Annotated in this window: 16 protein-coding genes; 5 read left to right on the top strand and 11 right to left on the bottom strand. The window is 65.9% G+C overall.

Annotated features, from left to right (window positions below):
• Positions 1-9 precede the first annotated feature (9 nt).
• The 9 genes from QK287_RS14830 to pdxT all read right to left on the bottom strand — a co-directional run bounded on the left by QK287_RS14830 (position 10) and on the right by pdxT (position 9,942).
• On the bottom strand, positions 10-2,328 hold the full coding sequence (locus QK287_RS14830) for a bifunctional (p)ppGpp synthetase/guanosine-3',5'-bis(diphosphate) 3'-pyrophosphohydrolase (protein ID WP_282360638.1): 2,319 nt from the start codon (positions 2,326-2,328) through the stop codon (positions 10-12).
• A gap of 248 nt (positions 2,329-2,576) precedes the next feature.
• The gene (secF, locus tag QK287_RS14825; RefSeq protein ID WP_226775105.1) at positions 2,577-3,599 is read right to left on the bottom strand and encodes a protein translocase subunit SecF; all 1,023 of its coding nucleotides are present in this window, start codon (positions 3,597-3,599) and stop codon (positions 2,577-2,579) included.
• Complete coding sequence (gene secD / locus QK287_RS14820; RefSeq protein ID WP_282360591.1) at positions 3,600-5,360, bottom strand: protein translocase subunit SecD; 1,761 nt, start codon at positions 5,358-5,360, stop codon at positions 3,600-3,602.
• A gap of 106 nt (positions 5,361-5,466) precedes the next feature.
• Positions 5,467-5,874, bottom strand: coding sequence for a preprotein translocase subunit YajC (gene yajC / locus QK287_RS14815; RefSeq protein WP_226775103.1), 408 nt, complete (start codon positions 5,872-5,874; stop codon positions 5,467-5,469).
• 190 nt (positions 5,875-6,064) lie between these two features.
• Positions 6,065-7,174 (bottom strand): Holliday junction branch migration DNA helicase RuvB, encoded by a 1,110-nt coding sequence (gene ruvB / locus QK287_RS14810; protein WP_282360590.1) that lies wholly within the window; start codon positions 7,172-7,174, stop codon positions 6,065-6,067.
• Positions 7,167-7,814: a Holliday junction branch migration protein RuvA gene (gene ruvA / locus QK287_RS14805; RefSeq protein WP_226775101.1), complete on the bottom strand. Its 648-nt coding sequence runs from the start codon at positions 7,812-7,814 to the stop codon at positions 7,167-7,169. The genes ruvB and ruvA overlap by 8 nt, the downstream gene beginning before the upstream one ends.
• Positions 7,815-7,906: 92 nt before the next feature.
• On the bottom strand, positions 7,907-8,485 hold the full coding sequence (ruvC, locus tag QK287_RS14800) for a crossover junction endodeoxyribonuclease RuvC (protein WP_282360589.1): 579 nt from the start codon (positions 8,483-8,485) through the stop codon (positions 7,907-7,909).
• Positions 8,482-9,237 (bottom strand): YebC/PmpR family DNA-binding transcriptional regulator, encoded by a 756-nt coding sequence (locus QK287_RS14795; protein ID WP_226775099.1) that lies wholly within the window; start codon positions 9,235-9,237, stop codon positions 8,482-8,484. Before QK287_RS14795 ends, ruvC begins: the two co-directional genes overlap by 4 nt.
• Before the next feature lie 3 nt (positions 9,238-9,240).
• A complete protein-coding gene (pdxT, locus tag QK287_RS14790; protein WP_253032661.1) occupies positions 9,241-9,942 on the bottom strand; it encodes a pyridoxal 5'-phosphate synthase glutaminase subunit PdxT in 702 nt (233 codons plus the stop codon).
• An 81-nt stretch (positions 9,943-10,023) separates the two neighbouring features.
• Here pdxT and QK287_RS14785 point away from each other — a divergent pair, with 81 nt between their 5' ends.
• The 4 genes from QK287_RS14785 to QK287_RS14770 all read left to right on the top strand — a co-directional run bounded on the left by QK287_RS14785 (position 10,024) and on the right by QK287_RS14770 (position 14,131).
• On the top strand, positions 10,024-11,373 hold the full coding sequence (locus tag QK287_RS14785; RefSeq protein ID WP_282360586.1) for a Mur ligase family protein: 1,350 nt from the start codon (positions 10,024-10,026) through the stop codon (positions 11,371-11,373).
• Entirely contained in the window at positions 11,370-12,092 is a 723-nt protein-coding gene (locus tag QK287_RS14780) for a glutamine amidotransferase (RefSeq protein WP_282360583.1), read from the top strand. The genes QK287_RS14785 and QK287_RS14780 overlap by 4 nt, the downstream gene beginning before the upstream one ends.
• 96 nt (positions 12,093-12,188) lie before the next feature.
• Positions 12,189-13,289, top strand: coding sequence for a glycosyltransferase family 4 protein (locus tag QK287_RS14775; protein ID WP_282360582.1), 1,101 nt, complete (start codon positions 12,189-12,191; stop codon positions 13,287-13,289).
• Positions 13,286-14,131 (top strand): class I SAM-dependent methyltransferase, encoded by an 846-nt coding sequence (locus tag QK287_RS14770; RefSeq protein ID WP_282360581.1) that lies wholly within the window; start codon positions 13,286-13,288, stop codon positions 14,129-14,131. Before QK287_RS14775 ends, QK287_RS14770 begins: the two co-directional genes overlap by 4 nt.
• Before the next feature lie 51 nt (positions 14,132-14,182).
• Here the strand turns inward: QK287_RS14770 and QK287_RS14765 are convergent, their stop codons facing one another.
• The gene (locus tag QK287_RS14765; protein ID WP_282360579.1) at positions 14,183-15,019 is read right to left on the bottom strand and encodes an alpha/beta fold hydrolase; all 837 of its coding nucleotides are present in this window, start codon (positions 15,017-15,019) and stop codon (positions 14,183-14,185) included.
• A gap of 120 nt (positions 15,020-15,139) precedes the next feature.
• A complete protein-coding gene (locus QK287_RS14760) occupies positions 15,140-16,408 on the bottom strand; it encodes a CapA family protein (protein WP_282360578.1) in 1,269 nt (422 codons plus the stop codon).
• Between the two features lie 80 nt (positions 16,409-16,488).
• Here QK287_RS14760 and QK287_RS14755 point away from each other — a divergent pair, with 80 nt between their 5' ends.
• A complete protein-coding gene (locus QK287_RS14755) occupies positions 16,489-18,501 on the top strand; it encodes a M3 family metallopeptidase (protein ID WP_226775091.1) in 2,013 nt (670 codons plus the stop codon).
• The last annotated feature ends 188 nt before the right edge of the window (positions 18,502-18,689 follow it).

The following is an 18,689-nucleotide window of genomic DNA, read 5'->3' as shown; positions in this document are numbered from 1 at the left end:
AAACAAGATTCAGCCGCGCCGCCGGCTGCCGGTGGTCCGGTAGACGTCAAAGACCCCGTCGATGCGTCGGACGGCACTGAGCACATGGCTGAGGTATTTCGGGTCGCCCATCTCGAAAGCGAATTTCGAGATGGCTACCCTGTCCGTGGATGTGTGAACGCTCGCGGCCAGGATGTTGACGTGGTTCTCCGACAGGATGCGGGTCACGTCCGAGAGCAGCGACTTGCGGTCAAGGGCTTCAACCTGGATTTCGACCAGGAAAACGCTCGACTGGGTGGGTGCCCAATCAACCTCCACTATCCGGTCTGGCTGCTCCAGCAGCCCACTGACGTTGGTGCAGTCCGTCCGGTGCACTGAAACGCCGGAACCGCGGGTGACGAAGCCCAGGATCGGGTCCGGCGGAACAGGTGTGCAGCAGCGGGCGAGCTTGACCCAGACATCGTCCACGCCGCGTACTACGACGCCTGAATCGGAGTACCGTCCCTTGCTGACTTGCGAGGGGATGGAAACCTCGGTGAGGGCGTCGTCGGGAGTGTCGTTGCCGCCGACGCTTTCCACGAGGCGTTCCATAACGGACTGAGCCGAGGTGTGGCCGTCGCCGACCCCTGCGTACAGACCGGAGATGTCGACATACTTTAAGTCCTCCGCGATCGCGGCGAGGGCGTCATGGGTCATCAGGCGCTGCAACGGCAGGTTTTGCTTGCGCATCGCCTTGGTCAGCATTTCCTTGCCCCGGTCGATCGACTCTTCGCGGCGTTCCTTGCTGAACCACTGACGGATCTTGTTGCGGGCCCGGGCGCTCTTGACGAAATGCTGCCAGTCCTGGCTGGGACCGGCGCCCTCGGCCTTGGACGTGAAGATTTCCACCCAGTCGCCGTGGTTCAGTTCACTGTTCAGCGGGACCAGTTTGCCGTTGACTCGGGCCCCGATGGTCCGGTGGCCCACTTCGGTGTGGACGGCGTAGGCGAAGTCCACGGGTGTGGAACCGGCGGGTAGGGCCATAACCTCGCCCTTGGGGGTAAAAACAAAAACCTCCCGGGCGTTGATTTCAAAACGCAGCGAGTCCAGGAACTCGCCCGGATCGGAGGTTTCCTGCTGCCAGTCCACGAGGGAGCGGAGCCAGCCCATCTCACCCTCGCGGGGGCTTCCCGGCCCGGCAGCGGTGCGGTTCGGCTGATCCTTATACTTCCAGTGTGCCGCAACGCCGTATTCAGCGCGGCGGTGCATTTCGTGCGTGCGGATCTGGATCTCCACGGGTTTGCCGCCGGGGCCGATGACGGTGGTGTGCAGCGACTGGTACATGTTGAACTTGGGCATCGCGATATAGTCCTTGAACCGCCCGGGGAGGGGGTTCCAGCGTGAGTGCATGGCGCCGAGGGCCGCGTAACAGTCCCGGACCGAGTCGACCAGCACCCGGACGCCCATCAGGTCGTTGATGTCGTCGAAATCTTTGTCCCGAACAATCATCTTCTGGTAAATCGAGTAGTAATGCTTGGGCCGGCCGCTGATAGTGGCCTTAATTTTCGCTTCGCGCAGGTCCTCGGTGATCTGGTTCCGGATCACCGAGAGGTTCTTTTCGCGTTCGGGGGTCCGGTCCCCCACCATACGCACGATTTCCTCGTAGACCTTCGGATACAGCGCCGCAAAGGAGAGGTCTTCAAGTTCCCATTTGATGGTATTCATGCCCAGCCGGTGTGCCAGCGGAGCGAAGATCTCCAGTGTTTCCCGGGCCTTGCGCGCCGACGACTCGGCCGAGACGAAGCGCCAGGTCCTGGCGTTGTGCAGCCGGTCGGCCAGCTTGATCATCAGGACCCGGATGTCCTTGGCCATGGCGACGACCATTTTGCGCACGGTTTCAGACTGGGCGGCCTCGCCGAAGCTGACCTTGTCCAGCTTGGTGACCCCGTCGACCAGCATGGCCACTTCCGGCCCGAATTCGGCTTTCAGGTCCTCCAGGGAGTACGAGGTGTCCTCGACCGTGTCGTGCAGGAGAGCCGCCGCCAGGGTGGTTCCGCTGAGCCCCAGTTCGGCCAGGATGGTGGCAACCGCCACGGGGTGGGTAATGTACGGGTCGCCGCTCTTGCGCTTCTGCCCGCGGTGGCAGCTCTCCGCCACCACAAAGGCACGCTGAATCAGCTCAAAGTCCTCTTTGGGGTTGTTGGCCCGCACGGTGCGCAGGAGCGGCTCCAGGATGGGCGAATAGGCAGGTGCACCGCGACCGGTCAGGCGCGCCAGCCGGGAGCGGGTGCGCTCACGGCGGCCGGGGAAGGTCGGGCGGGCCCCCGAACTGTCGACCGGGACGGGCGGATCAGCGCGTCCCGGAGCCACCACGCCAGTCTGCGAACCCTGGCCTGCAGCCTCATCCGCCTGCGCTGTTGGCACCGGCGTCGAACGTTCTTCCAATGGAGCACCTCTCCGAACCCGTTAATTCTTCCAGTCTATTCCCGCAGCAGGATACTTCGATAACCGTCGACGATACGGCGACGGGCCGGAGAGCACCACGAATGGCGTTCTCCGGCCCGAAGGTCTGCGGAAGCAAATACCCCGGCGGACCGGGTCCGGCAGGACCGCTGCGGCTAGGCCGTCGCGGGAGCTTCTGCGGTTTCCGCCTTGGCGGCAGCCTGCGCCCGGCGCTGCTGCACCCGTGCGGCCTGCTTGACCAACTCCCGTTCGCCCTGGCGCAGCCAGGCGTAGAGGGGCGCGGCGATAAATATGGTGGCCGCCGTGCCGATCAGGATGCCGACAAAAAGAGCCAGTGAGAGGTCCCGCAAGGTTCCGGCGCCGAGCAGGCCAGCGCCGATGAATAGGATCGCACCCACAGGAAGGATGGCAACCATCATGGTGTTGATGGAGCGCACCAAGGTCTGGTTGACGGCCAGGTTGACCTCCTCGCCGAACGTCCGGCGGGTGGACGCCTGCAGGTCCGCGGTGTTCTCGCGGATCTTGTCGAAGACCACCACTGTGTCGTACAGCGAGTAGCTCAGCACGGTGAGGAACCCAATGATGGCCGACGGCGTGACCTCGAAATCGCTGAGGGCATAGACGCCGGCGGTGATGAACATCGTCACCAGCATGCCCACGAGGGCCGAGAGCGACATCTTCCAGGTCCGGAAGTACAGCGCCATCAGCACCGCGGCGAGACCGACGAAGATCGCCAGGCCCAAAAGGGCCTGTTTTGTAACGTCGGCACCCCACGTCGGCCCGACAAAGGTCGAGGTGACCTCATTGTCGGTGACGCCGTAGGCCGTGGTGAGTCCGTCCTTGATCCGCAGTGTCTCGTCGTCGGTGAGCTTGTCCGTTTGGATCCGCATCGTGGTGCCGGCAACGTTGGCGACGCGCGGGACGCTTCCAGAGACAACGTCCTTCACGGCTTTCTCGCCGAGGGCAGGGTCCGTGGTCTTGACATTTGAGACGGTGAATTCCGAGCCGCCCCGGAACTCGATGCCGAGATTGAAGCCACCCTTGGCGACCGGCAGCAGGATCGAGAGCGCAACCAGGACGGCTGCAATCAGGAACCAGATTTTCTTGGAATCGACGAAGTCGTACGAGCGCTTGCCCGTGTAGAGCTCATTGCCGAAATTGGCGAAGCTGGTGGCCATTTAGTTGCCCTCCTTGGACGCGTTCTTGGAGGAACCGGCAAGCTGTTCCTGGCGTTCCGCGAGCCGTCGTTCCGCAATGGTCATCCGGCGTTCGGCCTCGGCCGCGGCGCCGGTGTTCTTGGCGCGAAGCGCAACGGCGGGCTTGTCATCCGGGGTGCGGATCCGGCCCGCCCCGCGGTACAGCGGGATGGCCCCGAGCCGCTTCGGGTCCAGGCCGGAGAACCGGTGGCCTTCGCCGAAGAACTTGGTGCCCGAGAGCAGCTGAAGCGTCGGGTGCGTGAACATAAACACAACGATGAGGTCCGCGATGGCAGTCAGGCCAAGCGTAAACGCGAAGCCGCGGACGTTGCCCACTGCCACGAAGTACAGCACCAGTGCGGCCAGCAGGTTGACCGCCTTGGATGCGAGCACTGTGCGTTTGGCGCGCTTCCAGCCGTTCTGGACTGCCGAAACGAGTCCTCGGCCTTCCCGGAGCTCGTCACGGATGCGTTCGAAGTAGACGATGAAGGAGTCAGCTGTCTGTCCGATTGCCACAATCAGACCGGCCACACCGGCAAGCGAGAGCCGGTAGTTTTCCGTCCAGCCAAGGATCGCGATGGCCAGGTAGGTCAGGGCACCGGCAACCACCAGGGACGCCACGGTGACCAGGCCCAAGGCCCGGTACTGGAACAGTGAGTAGACGACCACCAGCAACAGGCCGATCAGGCCCGCCAGCATGCCCATCCGCAGCTGCTCACCACCCAGGGTGGCTGAGATCTGCTGTTCGCTCTGGATTTCGAAGCTGATCGGCAAGGCTCCAAAGCGGAGCTGGTCCGAGAGTGCCTTCGCGGACTGTTCGGTGAACCCGCCGGTGATCTGCGGACGTCCATCGGTGATGACCGCATTCGCACGCGGCGCGGAGATGACCTGGTCATCGAGCACGATGGCAAACTGCGCTTTCGGATCCGAGCCGCCCTGGGCCTGGCTGGCGACGTTGAACTGATACAGCCGCTCAGTGACTGCCTTGAACTTGGTGGTGCCTTCGTCGTTGAACTGGATGTTAACTGCCCACTCGTTGGTCACCGCACCCTGGGCGCCGCGCTGCAGCTGGAAGGAGGACCCGGCGATGTTTGAGCCTTTGACTTCAACCGGGCCAAGGATGTACTTGATCGCCGGGGAGCTGGCGGAGGCCGGCTCGCAGGTTACCAGCGGTTTGGTCGGGTCGGAGCGTTCCTGCTTGTCCTGCGACGGGTTGTCGCAGTTGAGCAACTCGAACTTCTTGTAGACCTCCGGGGTAACCCAGTTAATGTCGCTGCCGTTGGTGGGCTCGGCGGTGGGCTTGGGCAGCTGGTCTTCCGGAGTCAAGGACTCCGTGGGGACGGCTGCGCCCGGACCGGCTTGGAGGACGGGGCGGAAATTCATGTCGGCGGACGCCTGGATCAGGGCGCGGGTTTCCTTGGCGGGTGTGCCCGGCAGGCTGACGACGACGTTCCGGCCGGACTGCGTGCTGATTTCGGCTTCCGCGACACCGGAGCCGTCCACACGCTGGCGGATGATCGCCACGGCCTGATTGAGCTGCTCTTCATTGATGCCTGAACCGCCTTCAACCTTGGGCGCCAGGATCATCTGGGTGCCGCCTTCAAGGTCCAGGGCGAGCTTGGGTGCCCAGCTCGCCTGGCCGGCCATGGTGCCGCCGGCCAGGACGGCCGTCAGGACGGCGAGGATAACGCCGAGCCAGACCAGCACCCTGAGGGCTGTGTTTTTGGGGCCAGTTCGTGCCATTGTGGATCTTTCTATTGTTTACGGAGGAACCGCCGTGCGGCCCTCACGGGCGCGCTCCGGCGGTGGCCCGCAGCCGTTGTTTCGCGGGATAGCTCAAACAGGCAGACTAGCTGTCTTTTTTGCCTTCGTCGCTGAGGCGGCGCAGGGTTTCCTCAGGCGTCTCATCGCGCGGTGCATCGTTGACAGGAGCGATGCTTTCGGACTTCTCGATGGTCAGCGAAGATGCATCGTTGGGAACCACTGCAGGCTCCTCGGCGGCGAGGACCGGCTCGACGATCTTGGTAACTGCCTGGCGGTGCACTGTGGCGGTGTTCCCCGGGGAGAGTTCGAGCAGGACCTTGTTCTCTGCGTCGTCGATCTCGACGATCCGTCCGAAGAGGCCGAAACTGGTCATAACCTCGACACCCGGGGCGAACTGTGACTGCAGCGTGGCTGCCTGTTCCTTGGTCTTCTTGTTGCGTCGGAACATCATAAAGACGAAGAGTCCGAGCATAACGAAAAGCAGGATGTTCATTGGATCCAAGGGAAAAGTTCCATTCTGTACTTGCGTAGCTGGTTGTACAGCAACGTCCGTTTCGCTCCGGGATAGCTGGCAGGCAAATTATGCCGAGCCGACGGCGGCCAGGAACTGGCCGCGCACGGAAACAAAGACCCGAACGTGCCGAGCGTCATACTAGTCTAGAGGGAAAGGCTACGCGCTGCTGCTATTGACGGTTACGGATCCATTCCGGATCGGCATCCTGGCCCGGCCCGGCCTCGAAGTCGGCGTCACCGTCCGCCGGGAAGAGTTCCAGCGGGTCCTGCGCGAAAACGCCGGGCGGCACCGCGTAGCCAAGATGTGTCCAGGCCGGGGCGAGCGCGATCCTGCCCCGGGGGGTCCGGCCCAGCAGGCCCTCGCGGACGAGGTACGGCTCGGCGACGGTTTCCACCGTTTCCGTCTCCTCGCCGACGGCGATAGCCAGGGTGGACAGGCCCACGGGTCCGCCGCCGAACTTGGTGATCAAAGCCTCCAGGACGGCCCGGTCCAGCCGGTCAAGTCCGCGTTTGTCGACTTCGTACATGTCCAGCGCCGCGGACGCGGTCCGGGCATCGATCTGCTCGACCCCGTGCACCAGCGCCCAGTCGCGGACCCGGCGCAGGAGCCGGTTTGCGATGCGGGGCGTACCGCGGGACCGCCCGGCAATTTCGCTGAACCCGGCGGAGTTGACCTTCAGGTCCAGCAGGCCTGCAGAGCGCCGGAGGACGAGTTCCAATTCCGCCACGGAGTAAAACTCGAGATGTCCGGTGAAGCCGAACCGGTCCCGGAGCGGTCCGGGCAGCAGGCCCGCGCGGGTGGTCGCACCCACCAGGGTGAACGGCGGAAGTTCAATCGGGATGGCGGTAGCTCCGGCTCCCTTGCCGACGACGATGTCGACCCGGAAATCCTCCATGGCCATATAGAGCATTTCCTCGGCCGGCCGGGACATCCGGTGGATTTCATCAAGGAAAAGGACTTCACCTTCGGAGAGCGAGGACAGGATGGCAGCCAGGTCGCCTGCGTGCTGGATCGCCGGGCCGCTGCTGATTCGCAGCGGTGCGTTCATCTCGGCCGCAATGATCATGGACAGCGTGGTCTTACCCAGGCCGGGAGGACCGGAGAGCAGGACATGGTCAGCGCTGCGGCCCCGCATGCGGGAAGCTTCCAGGACCAGTGACAGTTGTTTCCGGACCCGGTGCTGGCCCACGAAGTCATGCAGGTTTTTGGGCCTGAGGGCGGCTTCGATGACCCGCTCCTCCGGCTCCTCTCCCCCGGCGACGACGGATGGCTCAGCCACGGGCGCCTGCCCTGTTGCCGGCCCGGGCGCCGTCCTGGCCCAGCCAGCGGAGGGTGGCGCGCAGGATCTCGGCCACGTTGCCCCTGTCGGCCAGTTCGGGTGAATCGGCCAGGGACTTGTCGATGCTGGAGGTGGCATCCTTCTCGGACCAGCCCAGGCTCGTCATGGCCGCGACCACCTGGGGCTTCCAGACCGACTCGGAGCTTGCCGCGGGAGCAGGTGCATCGGCCGCGGTGCCGTGCGGCACCAGCTTGCCGGCCAGTTCCAGCACAATCCGCCCGGCGACCTTGGGGCCAATCCCCGGCACCTTGGTGAAGGCCTTGCCGTCTCCGGAGTGTGCGGCGACGCGGATCGTTTCCGGCTCATGCACGGCCAGGACTGCGAGAGCCAGCCGGGGCCCGACGCCGCTGACGCTGAGCAGGATGTCGAACACAGCTCGTTCGTCGTCGGAAGCGAATCCAAACAGGGTAAGGGAGTCCTCCCGCACGATCAGGGAGGTGAACAGCTTCCCTTCCTCGCCGGCACGGAGCCTGCTGAGGGTCTGCGGCGTGGCGTTCACGCTCATGCCGGCGCCGTTGAGGTCGATCACGGCGGAGGACAGGCCAACGTGCGCTACGGTTCCGCGGAGAAAACTGATCAAAGCCGGGCTCCTGAAAATTCAGCCATACATGAACCGGGAGGACCCGGCTATCCGAACATATCTACGAATACCCTAGCAAGCGCACCGGACATTCAGCGGGTGCGGCGCGCTTTGGCTTCCGCGTCTGCCCAAGCCCGTTGCGCGGGAGTCAAGGAGCCGCTGCCGGGCCCGGTGGTGCTGACGGCCGCGCCGCTTCCGGCCCGCCAGGCGTGGGTGATGGCCAACGCCAGGGCGTCGGCTGCGTCGGCCGGCCGCGGCGGGGCGTCAAGGCGGAGGATCTTGGTAACCAGCTTGGTCACGGCATCCTTGTTGGACGTGCCGCTGCCGGTCACGGCGGCTTTGACCTCGGACGGTGTGTGCAGCGCTACCGGGATGCCGCGGCGCGCGGCAGCGGCGATCACCACGCCCGAGGCCTGGGCCACCCCCATCACGGTGCTGACGTTCAGCTGGGAAAAGACGCGCTCAACGGCCAGGACGTGCGGTGTGTACTTGTCCAGCCACTCGTCGATGGAGGTCGCGATGACCAGGAGGCGCTGGTCCAGGCTTTCCTCCGGCGAGGTCCCGACGACGCCGAACGCCACCATCGTGGCCCGGCGGTTTTTCTCAACGTCCACGACGCCGATCCCGCAGCGGGTGAGGCCCGGGTCGACGCCGAGGACGCGCAGCGTCACTCCGCTTCCAGTGCGGCCTGCACTTCGTCGCTGAGGTCGGCGTTGCTGTAGACGTTCTGGACGTCATCGAGTTCTTCGAGGGCATCGACAAGCTTCATGAACTTTTTGGCGGCTTCGAGGTCCAGCGGAACCTGCATGGACGGGACAAACTCCGCCTCGTCGGAATCGTATTCGATCCCCGCGTCCTTGAGGGCATCGCGGATGGCCTGCAGGTCCGTCGGCTCGGAATGGATCTCGAAGCTGTCCGAGTGGTCCTTGACTTCCTCGGCGCCGGCGTCCAGGACGGCCATCAGGACATCGTCCTCGCTGAGGCCGTTCTTCGGCAGCGAAACGACACCCTTGCGGGAGAAGAGGTAGCTGACCGAACCGGGATCGGCGATGGTTCCGCCGTTGCGGGAAATGGCGAGCCGGACTTCGGAGGCGGCACGGTTTTTGTTGTCGGTCAGGCACTCGATCAGCAGCGCCGAGCCCTGCGGCCCGCGGCATTCGTACATGATCTCGGTGTAGTCAACCACTTCGCCGGTGAGGCCGGCGCCGCGCTTGATGGCACGGTCGATGTTGTCAGCGGGGACCGATGTCTTTTTTGCCTTGGTGACGGCGAGTTCCAGGCCCGGGTTGCCGGCGAGGTCCGGACCGCCCATCCGTGCGGCGACTTCGATGTTCTTGATCAGCTTGGCGAACGACTTGGCCCGGCGGCTGTCGAGGATGGCCTTCTTGTGCTTGGTCGTCGCCCATTTGGAGTGGCCTGACATGCTTTACGCTTCTCCTCTGATCATTCGGATAAACAATTTATGCACACGCTTCTCCCCCGTCACTTCCGGGTGGAAGGAGGTGGCCAGCAGCTTGCCGGAACGCACAGCAACAATTCTAGCCGCCCCGGCCAGCGCCTCGGGGTGGGAGGCGCCGGCCGGCTCCACTACGGCGAGGACCTCCACGCCGTCGCCGACGCGTTCCACCCACGGTCCGCGGATAAAAACAGCGTGCACGGGGGCGACGCCGTCGCCGGTGGCACTGAAGCCCAAGCCCTTGAAATCGAGATCCGTTTCGAAAGACTCACGCTGCCGGCCGAAGGCGTTCCGGCGCACCGTGATGTCAAGGCCCCCGAAGGTCTGCTGGGGGTTGCCGGCGAGGTCCTTCGCGGGGTCGGCGATTTCCTCGGCGAGGAGAATCATCCCGGCGCAGGAACCGTAGACCGGCAGCCCGGCCCGGATGCGGGTGCGCAGCGGATCACGCAGTCCGAAGGCCCGGGACAGCTTGTCGATGGTTGTCGATTCACCCCCGGGAATGATGAGGCCATCGAGGCCGTCGAGTTCGGACGCCCGGCGGACGCCGATGCCCGTGGCGCCGGCTTCTTCCACCGCGCGCAGGTGTTCGCGGAAGTCGCCCTGAAGGGCCAGGACGCCGATCCGCAGGCCCGAACCCGCGCGGGAAGAGGAGGCAGAAGAGGGGTTGGTCATCCGAACAGCATAGTGGCCTGAACGAACCCGCCGCCGCCGCCCGGCGGGCTTCCATGCCGACGCTGGGATATATTACAGAGCATGTTTTACTTCAGCGTTCCGCTCGGCAAGCTCGTCCGCCGGGTGTCCCGGCTCAGGGGCGGAGGCTCTGCCCTGCCGGGGCTGGTCGTCGAAAAAATCGACCCCGGGTTTATGCGCAGGACGCTGTCCACGCTGCCGCACGGCGTCGCCGTCGTCAGCGGCACCAACGGCAAGACCACCACCACGAAGATGGTGGTCGAACTCCTGGAGAGCCAGGGCCTGAAGGTCTTCACCAACCGCACCGGCAGCAACTTCACCCGCGGCGTGGCCGCTGCGCTGCTCGGCGAGGTGGACTGGCTGGGACGCCTCGACGCGGACGTCGCCGTGCTGGAACTGGACGAGGCGCACGCGGTGCACTTCGTGAACCAGGTGCCGCCGCGCTACTGCCTCCTGCTCAACGTGCTGCGGGATCAGCTGGACCGTTTTGGCGAGATCGACAAGACCGCCCAGCTGCTGCAGCACATCGCCGCCAAAACCACCGGAACCGTCGTGCTGAACCGCGAGGACCCCCGCGTCGCACGGATCGCGGAAACTCTCGCCGCGCAACCGCACGTAACGGGCACGGGAAAAACAGGCACGCACAGCGGCCCCGACGTCCTCTACTTCGGCTTGGATGATTCCCTGCTGAGCACCTTCCCAAACGACGACGAGATGCGGACCGCCCCCGGCAGCCCGGTGCCGCCGGCTCCCGCCAAGCCGCATGCCGACGTTGTGCTTCGCCGGGTCGGTGCCGCGGACGCGGACTTTGAGTACGACGGCGTCACGGCCACCACGGCGATGAAGCTCCGCGGTGTCTACAACATCTTTAACGCCGCGGCCGCGCTGACCTTGGCGCGGGCAATTGCGGTGGGGGACCCTGTCCCTGGAAAAACGGCCGTCGCGGACAACGAGAGCCTGCTGGCGGCCCTGTCCCGGGTGGCACCGGCCTTTGGCCGCGGAGAAAGCCTCGTCGTCGACGGCCTGCCGCTGGACCTGGTGCTGGTGAAGAACCCCAGCGGCTTCCGCCTCGGGCTGAAGTCGTTTCCTGCTGCGGGGTACGCCACGATGATCGCAATCAATGACAACTATGCCGACGGCCGGGACATGTCCTGGCTCTGGGATGTGGAATTCGACACCCTGAGCGAAGGCGGCGTGGACCAGTTGAGCGGCTCCCGCGCTTACGACATGGCACTCCGGCTGCAGTATAACGACGTCTCGATTGGCGCCGTGAATACCGAGATTGCGCCCGCGCTGGCAGCCTTTATCCGCGGGGCCAAAAACAAGCCCAAACGAATCTTCTGCACCTACACGGCGATGCTGGCCATCCGCCGCGAGCTGGCCAAAATCACCACTGTGGAGGTGGTCTCATGAGCAAAGGAACCATCCGGGTCCTCCAGCTGTACCCGCGGGACATGAACATCTACGGCGACTGGGGAAACGCCCTGGTGTTGGCACAGCGGCTTCGCTGGCACGGCTACACGCCGGAATTGCTTGAGTACAACGTCGGCGACGCCTTTCCGGCGGACATCGACCTGGTAGTCGGAGGCGGCGGACAGGACAGCGGACAGCTTGTTATCCAGGACGACCTGCTCTCGCGCGAATCCGCGCTCAAGGAACTGGCCGAGGACGGCACCCCGATGCTGGTGATTTGCGGCCTCTACCAGCTGTTCGGGAAGTTCTTCAAAACCCGGACGGGTTCAATCATCCCGGGAATTGGCATCCTGGACGTGGAAACCCACGGCACCGATGAGCGGCTGATCGGCAACGTGTCGGTGACCTCCCCCGAGTTCGGCACCGTGCTGGGGTACGAGAACCACAGCGGGCAGACCAGCCTGGGCCCGGGCGTCTCGCCGCTGGGAGCCACCGCCAAGGGCACGGGCAACAACAGCAGTTCCGGCCAGGAAGGGGCCCGCTACCGCAACATTGTGGCCAGCTACCTGCACGGCTCACTATTGCCCAAGAACCCGGTCCTGGCAGACTTCCTGATCCGGACCGCCGTCGAGCGCAAATACGGCAGCTTCTCGCCCGGTACCCCGGACGACTCGTACGCCGTCCTGGCCCGCGACCACGCCGCCCGCCGCCCGCGCTGACGGCCAAGGCGCCGTCCGGGCTATCCGGGTAGCATGGGTCTCGCGTGCCGTGACCTGCGGCCCGTCGCTCATCCGTCGCTCGAAATGGAGTCCGCCATGGTTGGAGATCCAGATCCCGGGCTGGTGTTCGCCATCCCGGGCGACCTTTCAGCGCCCACCGGCGGCTACGCCTATGACCGCAGCCTCCTGACGCACCTGCCCGGCTCCGGCATCCGGGTCCAGCACCTCCAACTCCCGGGCCAGTGGCCGTCTCCGACGGCCGCTGACGTTGAACAAACCAGGCGGGTGCTCGCCTCGCTGCGGCGCGGGACCCCGGTTATGGTGGACGGACTCGCGTTCGGTGCGTTCCCGGACACACTGCTTGAGATGCTGGGCGACGGGACCGGCCACCCGCTCCTGGCCCTCGTCCACCATCCACTGGCACTGGAAGCCGGGATCGCGGAAGACGAACGCCGGTTGCTCGCGGCAACCGAGCGCCATGCCCTGGCACGCGCCACGCACGTGATTGCCACCAGCGCGGTGACGGCCCGGACTCTGAGCCGCGACTACGGCGTCCCGGCCGGCAAAATCTCGATCGCCTGTCCGGGGACACCACCGGCACGCCGGGCCGAAGGCTCAGACGGCACACGCGGGGCGGAACTGCTCTGCGTCGGGTCGGTCTCCCCACGCAAGGCCTACGGCGTCCTGGCCCTGGCACTTTCGCAGCTGACTGACCTGGACTGGCATGTCACCATCGCCGGTGAGACTCACCGGGTGCCGGGCGAGCACGCCCGCGTGGCCGCCGCCATCGAGGCCCACGGCCTTGCCGGCCGGGTTACCTTTACCGGTGTCCTGACGGCGGATGAGCTGGCGGCCGCCTACCGCTCCAGCGACCTCTTTGTGATGCCTTCCCTCTATGAGGGCTACGGCATGGCGTTGGCGGAGGCGATGTCCTACGGCCTGCCGATTATCTGCACCACCGGCGGGGCCGCGGCCGAGACGGTGCCGGACGGCGCTGCCGTCAAGGTCCCGCCCGGCGACGCGCCCGCCCTCGGCAATGCCCTCCGACTACTTTTGACCAATCCGCAGCGCCTCGCCGACCTCGGGGAGCGCTCCTGGGCCGCCGGACGGACGCTGCCGTCCTGGTCTGAGACTGCCGGTCGGGTCGCTGGCGCGGTGCGGGCCGTGGCCCGGTTGCTCCCGGAGCACGCGGCATGAGCGGCTTCAGCCCGGAGTGGCTGGACCTGCGCGAACCGGCTGACCACCGGGCCCGGGATTCGGAGCTAGGGCAGCAGCTGTCCGCCTATTTCGCGGCACACACACACGTCAGCGTGGTGGATCTGGGCTGCGGTTCCGGGTCCAATCTGCGGGGCACCGCGAAGTTCCTGCCGGACCACCAGTCCTGGCGGCTGGTGGACTATGACGCGCAGCTGCTGACCTTGGCCCGGCACCGCCTGGTCGACTGGGCGGACGAGAGCCGGTCCGAGGGCGCCCTCCTTCGGCTGCGCAAGGAGAACAAGCGCATTGACGTCAGCTTCGCCGAGGCCGACCTCACCCGTGACCTGGCGCAGGTGCTGGCGCCGGCTCCGGATCTTGTCACGGCCGCAGCACTGTTCGACCTCGTTTCGGAGCCCTGGCTGGAGCTGTTCACGGCCGCCCTCAGCGCGGCCGGGCTGCCGCTCTACACGGTCCTGAGCTACGACGGCCGGCAGGAATGGCAGCCGGCCCACCCGCAGGACGGGCGTGTGCTTCGTGCGTTCAACAGCCATCAGCAGTGGGACAAGGGCTTCGGTCCGTCCACCGGTCCGCGGGCCACGGCTGCGCTGGCGGGACTGCTCGCGATGCACGGTTATGCCGTGCACACCGCCGACTCGCCCTGGCTGCTCGGACCGGAGGATTCGGATCTCCGGCGCGAACTCGCCACCGGCATCGGCGCTGCCGCGTTGGAGACGCGGGAGCTGACCCCGGGGGAAGTCGCCGACTGGCTGGCCGCCCGCCGGGATCCGGGCCAGGCCACGATCGGCCACAGCGATGTTTTCGCCACGCCCCGGCTGGACTGAGCCGGACACTCCGGTACGCCGCGCCGATGGGTTCCCGGACCGCGCCGTCGCTTAGCCAGGTCCTATATAGGCGAGGACGTCCCGGGCTATCCGGCTGCTTGAGGCTGCCCGGAGGTGACCCATGCCCTCGTACCAGATGAGGGTGCAGTCCGGGATAAGTCCGGCCGTCTCGCGCGCAACGTCCTGCGGGAAGAACTGGTCCGAGCCACCGCAAAGCAGCAGCACCGGCCGCCGGATGTGCGGGAGCACGGCCCTGGAATCAAAGCTCACTTCCGCCTCGACTTCGGTCAAGACGTCCGCGAGCGGATAGCCGGCCCCGGTGATGACCAGGCGGCTGATTACCGGTCCGAGCATCCGCCGAAGCCACCAAAGCCGCTCGTTCGGGATCAGATACTCGGCGAAGACCGTTCCGGCGCCGTCCGTGTCCCCGTCCGCAATGGCATGCGCCATCCGGGAGTCGACGTCCTTGCCCCAGTCACTCAGCTCCGCGGCGGTGACCACCATGGCCATGTGGTCGAAGGATTCGGGATGCCGCGCCGCCAGGTACTGGGCGATCATTCCGCCAAACGACTCAGCCACGACAATGTCCACGCGGCCGCCGAATTCCTCGGCTATCAGCCGCGCATAGTCGTCCGCCATGTCGGCTACCCGGTGTTCCGGCGGCATTCCCCGGCGCCGGGTGACAATCCAGACGGAGTACCCGGCCCGGAAAAGTGGGGCGAACTGCCGCCGAAGCATCTGGCGCAGCAGCCCCCGGGGAACCGTGCTCCCCGGGCCACCCTGGATGAAAAGGAGTTTTTTCCCGCCATTGCCCAGGCTCAGGTAGTCCATGCCGTTGGGAAAGGTCCCGTTCCGGGTTTCCCGGTCCGCTATCGGTACTCTGCCCACGAAAGCCTCCTGCCCGGTGGTGAAAGGAACTGCCCCCAGCCCTCGCGTCACCACCACGGTATGCGCCGGTCGGAAGCACGGCAAGACCCCGCGGAGTGGGCGCGGCCGTTCCGCCCGGCGCTACGGCTCCCTCGTGATGAGCAGTTCGTGGGCGCCCGCGGCTGCGGCTCCCATCGACTCGACCACGGTCTGGGTGCGCAGGTGGGTGGCCGCGTCGGCCGCGGCACCGGCGCAGGGGCCCTGCGGGGCGTCGGAGGCAACGGAACACCAGCGGTAGGGGCTGCGGACAATTACCGACGGCGCCCAGGCCAGATCGGAGGCGGTCCACTTGCCGGCGGCGTCCTGGCTGAACTGTACCCGCACCAGGAGACCTTCATTGTTGACCACGTAGCTCGGCGAGAGTTCGGTGATCCCATTGCCCAGTCCGTACACAATCCACGTCCCCTTGTACTGCTCGATCGGGAGAACCGAGTGCGTGTGGTGACCGTAGATCATGGTGAACTGGCCGCTGTCCGCGAGAGCGTGGGCGACGCTTTGCTGCTCGGCGTTGGGCTCACTGGAGTACTCGTCGCCGGCGTGCATGGCAGCGAGGACGATGTCCGCTCCCAAGGCGCGGGCCTTCTTGGCCTTGGCGATCATCACCCCGGGATCGAGCATGTCCACCTGCCAGTCGGCCTCCGGAACTTGCCCGTTCAACCCATAGCTGGCATCGATGACCGCGATTTTGGCCGCAGTGGTTTTCAGGACCATAATTCCCTGCGAGTCCGCTTCGCTCCGGTACGAGCCGGTGTGCTGGAGTCCGGCGGCGTCCATGGCGTCCAGCGTGCGGACCAGGCCGGTCGTGCCCTGGTCGATGGTGTGGTTACTCGCCGTCGTGCAGGCCTGGTAGCCCACCCCCTGCGCAGCCGCAATAATCTGCGGCGGGACGTTGAACGAGGGGTAAGCGGAGAAGGGGCCGGTGGGGCCGGCTACCGGTGTTTCCTGGTGGCAGATCGCCAGGTCACTCTTCTCGATGTATCGGCGCTGGCCTTCCAGTAGCGGTCCGAAGTCCAGGCCCTTCGCACCGGTGGCGAGGGCGTCGGCACGGGCCTGGTCCCACAGCTGGGCATGAACCAGCATGTCGCCGGTCACCAGCACCGAGGCGCAACGGACGGCCCGGCAGGCCGGGCCCTTCCCCGGCGTCGGGATCGGGGCCGGTGACGTCGACGGGCCCGGTACCGGGTTCCCCGCCGATGCAGCACCACTCTCGCTGCTACCGGCGGCCGCGGAACGCGAGCCGCCGTTTTCCGGTTGTGCGCCGGACCCGCAGGAAGCCAAAGAGGCTACGAGGAACAGGGCTGCGGCAACGGTGATCAGGCGAGCACGCCGAGTCGGGGTAAGGGTACGCATGGCGCCATCCTACGATGGCGCCGGGCAAAAAACGCCGGGCCGCCGTTGAGACTCCCTGCATTACATGAAAGAGTTATTTCATGATCAACCCATTGATGAGCCCCAGCCACCTGCCCTTCGGCCTGCCGCCCTTCGCGGACATCACCGATGAGCACTACTCCGAAGCGGTCGAGGCCGGTCTTGCCGCCCATCTCACGGAGATCAAGGCGATCGTGGACACCGCGGAACCCGCCTCGTTTGAAAATACGGCGCTCGCCATGGAGCGGTCCGGACAGCTCCTGCAGCGCGCCGCCGCTTCCTTCTTCACCCTCGTCTCGGCCGACGCCTCGGACGCCATCCGCGAACTGGAGACCACCCTATCCCCGCGTTTGTCGGCCCATCAGGACGCCGTGTACCTCAACCGTGGCCTGTTCGAACGGTTCGCCGCGATTAACACCGACCAGCTCGACGCCGAGTCTTCGCGCCTGGTGGACGAATACCTCAAGGAATTCCGCCAGTCCGGCATCCAGCTCGACGGCGCGGGCCAGGATCGGCTCAAGGCCGTCAACGCCGAGCTCTCCCGGTTGGGCACGGAATTCGGCCAGCGGGTCAAGGAAGCAATGAAGTCCGCAGCTCTGCTGCTCGATGACGCCACCGAACTTGCCGGACTTCCCGCGGACGATGTTGCCAGCGCTGCGGAAGCTGCCCGCACTGCCGGGCACGAAGGCAAGTACCTGCTGACCCTCATCCAGCCCAGCAACCAGCCCGCCCTCGCCGCGCTGGACCACCGGGGCGTCCGCCGGCGCCTGTACGAGGCGTCCGTTGGCCGCGGCAGCGCCGGCGGCAACCTTGATGTTTTGGATCTGGTCAAGGACACAGTCCGGCTCCGGGCCGAGAAGGCTGCGCTGCTGGGCTTCAACAACTACGCCGAACTGGTCGTGGATCAACAGACCGCCCCGGACTTCGCCGCCGTGCAGGCCATGATGAACCGGCTCGCGCCAGCCGCCGTCCGCAACGCGAATGCGGAGGCAGAAGCGCTGGCCAAGATCGCCGGGCACCCGCTCGAAGCCTGGGACTGGGCCTACTACTCCGCCAAGGTCAAACGCGAACGGTACGCAGTTGACGAACAGGCTCTGCGCCCTTACTTCGAGCTGGACCGCGTCCTGCACGAGGGCGTGTTCTTCGCCGCCAACGCGCTGTACGGTGTCACCTTCCACGAACGCGCAGACCTCTCCGGCTACCACGCGGACGTGCGGGTCTGGGAAGTCCGGAACCAGGACGGCACCGAGCTGGGGCTATTTTTGGGCGACTACTACACCCGCGAGTCCAAGCGCGGCGGAGCATGGATGAACTCTCTGGTGGAACAGTCCGGCCTGCTCAACACCCGGCCCGTGGTGATCAACAACCTGAACATCTCCAAGCCACCGGCCGGCGAACCCACCCTCCTGACCCTCGACGAACTCCGCACCGCGTTCCACGAGTTCGGCCACGCCCTGCACGGACTGTTCTCCTCCGTCACGTACCCGCGCTTTTCCGGTACCTCCGTGCCGCGGGACTTTGTGGAGTACCCCTCGCAGGTCAACGAAATGTGGATCATGTGGCCCGAGGTTCTGGCGAACTACGCACGCCACCATGCCACCAACGAGAAGCTCCCGCAGGAGATCGTGGCCAAGCTCGATGCCGCGCAGCTGTGGGGCGAGGGCTTTGGCACGACCGAGTACCTGGGCGCTGCCCTGCTTGACCTGGCCTGGCATGTCCTGGACGGCACAGAGGTGCCCGAGGACGTTCTGGAGTTCGAGGCCGGGGCATTGGCAGCGGCCGGCGTGGCACACCACCTGATCCCGCCGCGCTACCGCACGGGGTACTTCCAGCACATTTTTGCCGGTGCCGGCTACGCCGCGGGCTACTACTCCTACATTTGGAGCGAGGTGCTGGACGCCGAGACGGTGGAATGGTTTAAGGACAACGGCGGCCTCACCCGCGCAAATGGCGACTTCTTCCGGGCTGAACTGCTCTCCCGCGGCAACAGCCGGGATCCGCTGGATTCCTTCCGCGCCGTCAGAGGCCGCGACGCCGGACTCGAACCGCTGCTCAAGCGCCGTGGCCTCGAGTAGCCCACGGAATCCACCCCGCGCAGCCCAACTGACTCGCAGGTGGGGTCGTTTTGAGCCCTCAAAACGACCATATCTGCGAGTCAGTTGGGCGTTGGTGCAGTTACCAGCCGCGCTCGGCGAGGCGGTGCGGCTGCGGGATTTCGTCGACGTTGATTCCGACCATGGCCTCGCCCAGGCCGCGGGAGGCC

Origin of the sequence: Arthrobacter sp. AL05 (assembly GCF_029960715.1) — a bacterium.
Classification (GTDB): Bacteria; Actinomycetota; Actinomycetes; order Actinomycetales; family Micrococcaceae; genus Arthrobacter.
This window is presented reverse-complemented; position numbering and strand designations above follow the sequence as displayed.

Excerpts from the sequence above, each read along its gene's own strand:
- secF (WP_226775105.1), bottom strand. The coding sequence starts at position 3,599 with ATGGCCACCAGCTTCGCCAATTTCGGCAATGAGCTCTACACGGGCAAG.
- secD (WP_282360591.1), bottom strand. The coding sequence starts at position 5,360 with ATGGCACGAACTGGCCCCAAAAACACAGCCCTCAGGGTGCTGGTCTGG.
- yajC (WP_226775103.1), bottom strand. The coding sequence starts at position 5,874 with ATGAACATCCTGCTTTTCGTTATGCTCGGACTCTTCGTCTTTATGATG.
- QK287_RS14795 (WP_226775099.1), bottom strand. The coding sequence starts at position 9,237 with ATGTCAGGCCACTCCAAATGGGCGACGACCAAGCACAAGAAGGCCATC.
- pdxT (WP_253032661.1), bottom strand. The coding sequence starts at position 9,942 with ATGACCAACCCCTCTTCTGCCTCCTCTTCCCGCGCGGGTTCGGGCCTG.
- QK287_RS14785 (WP_282360586.1), top strand. The coding sequence starts at position 10,024 with ATGTTTTACTTCAGCGTTCCGCTCGGCAAGCTCGTCCGCCGGGTGTCC.
- QK287_RS14780 (WP_282360583.1), top strand. The coding sequence starts at position 11,370 with ATGAGCAAAGGAACCATCCGGGTCCTCCAGCTGTACCCGCGGGACATG.
- QK287_RS14775 (WP_282360582.1), top strand. The coding sequence starts at position 12,189 with ATGGTTGGAGATCCAGATCCCGGGCTGGTGTTCGCCATCCCGGGCGAC.
- QK287_RS14770 (WP_282360581.1), top strand. The coding sequence starts at position 13,286 with ATGAGCGGCTTCAGCCCGGAGTGGCTGGACCTGCGCGAACCGGCTGAC.
- QK287_RS14760 (WP_282360578.1), bottom strand. The coding sequence starts at position 16,408 with ATGCGTACCCTTACCCCGACTCGGCGTGCTCGCCTGATCACCGTTGCC.
- QK287_RS14755 (WP_226775091.1), top strand. The coding sequence starts at position 16,489 with ATGATCAACCCATTGATGAGCCCCAGCCACCTGCCCTTCGGCCTGCCG.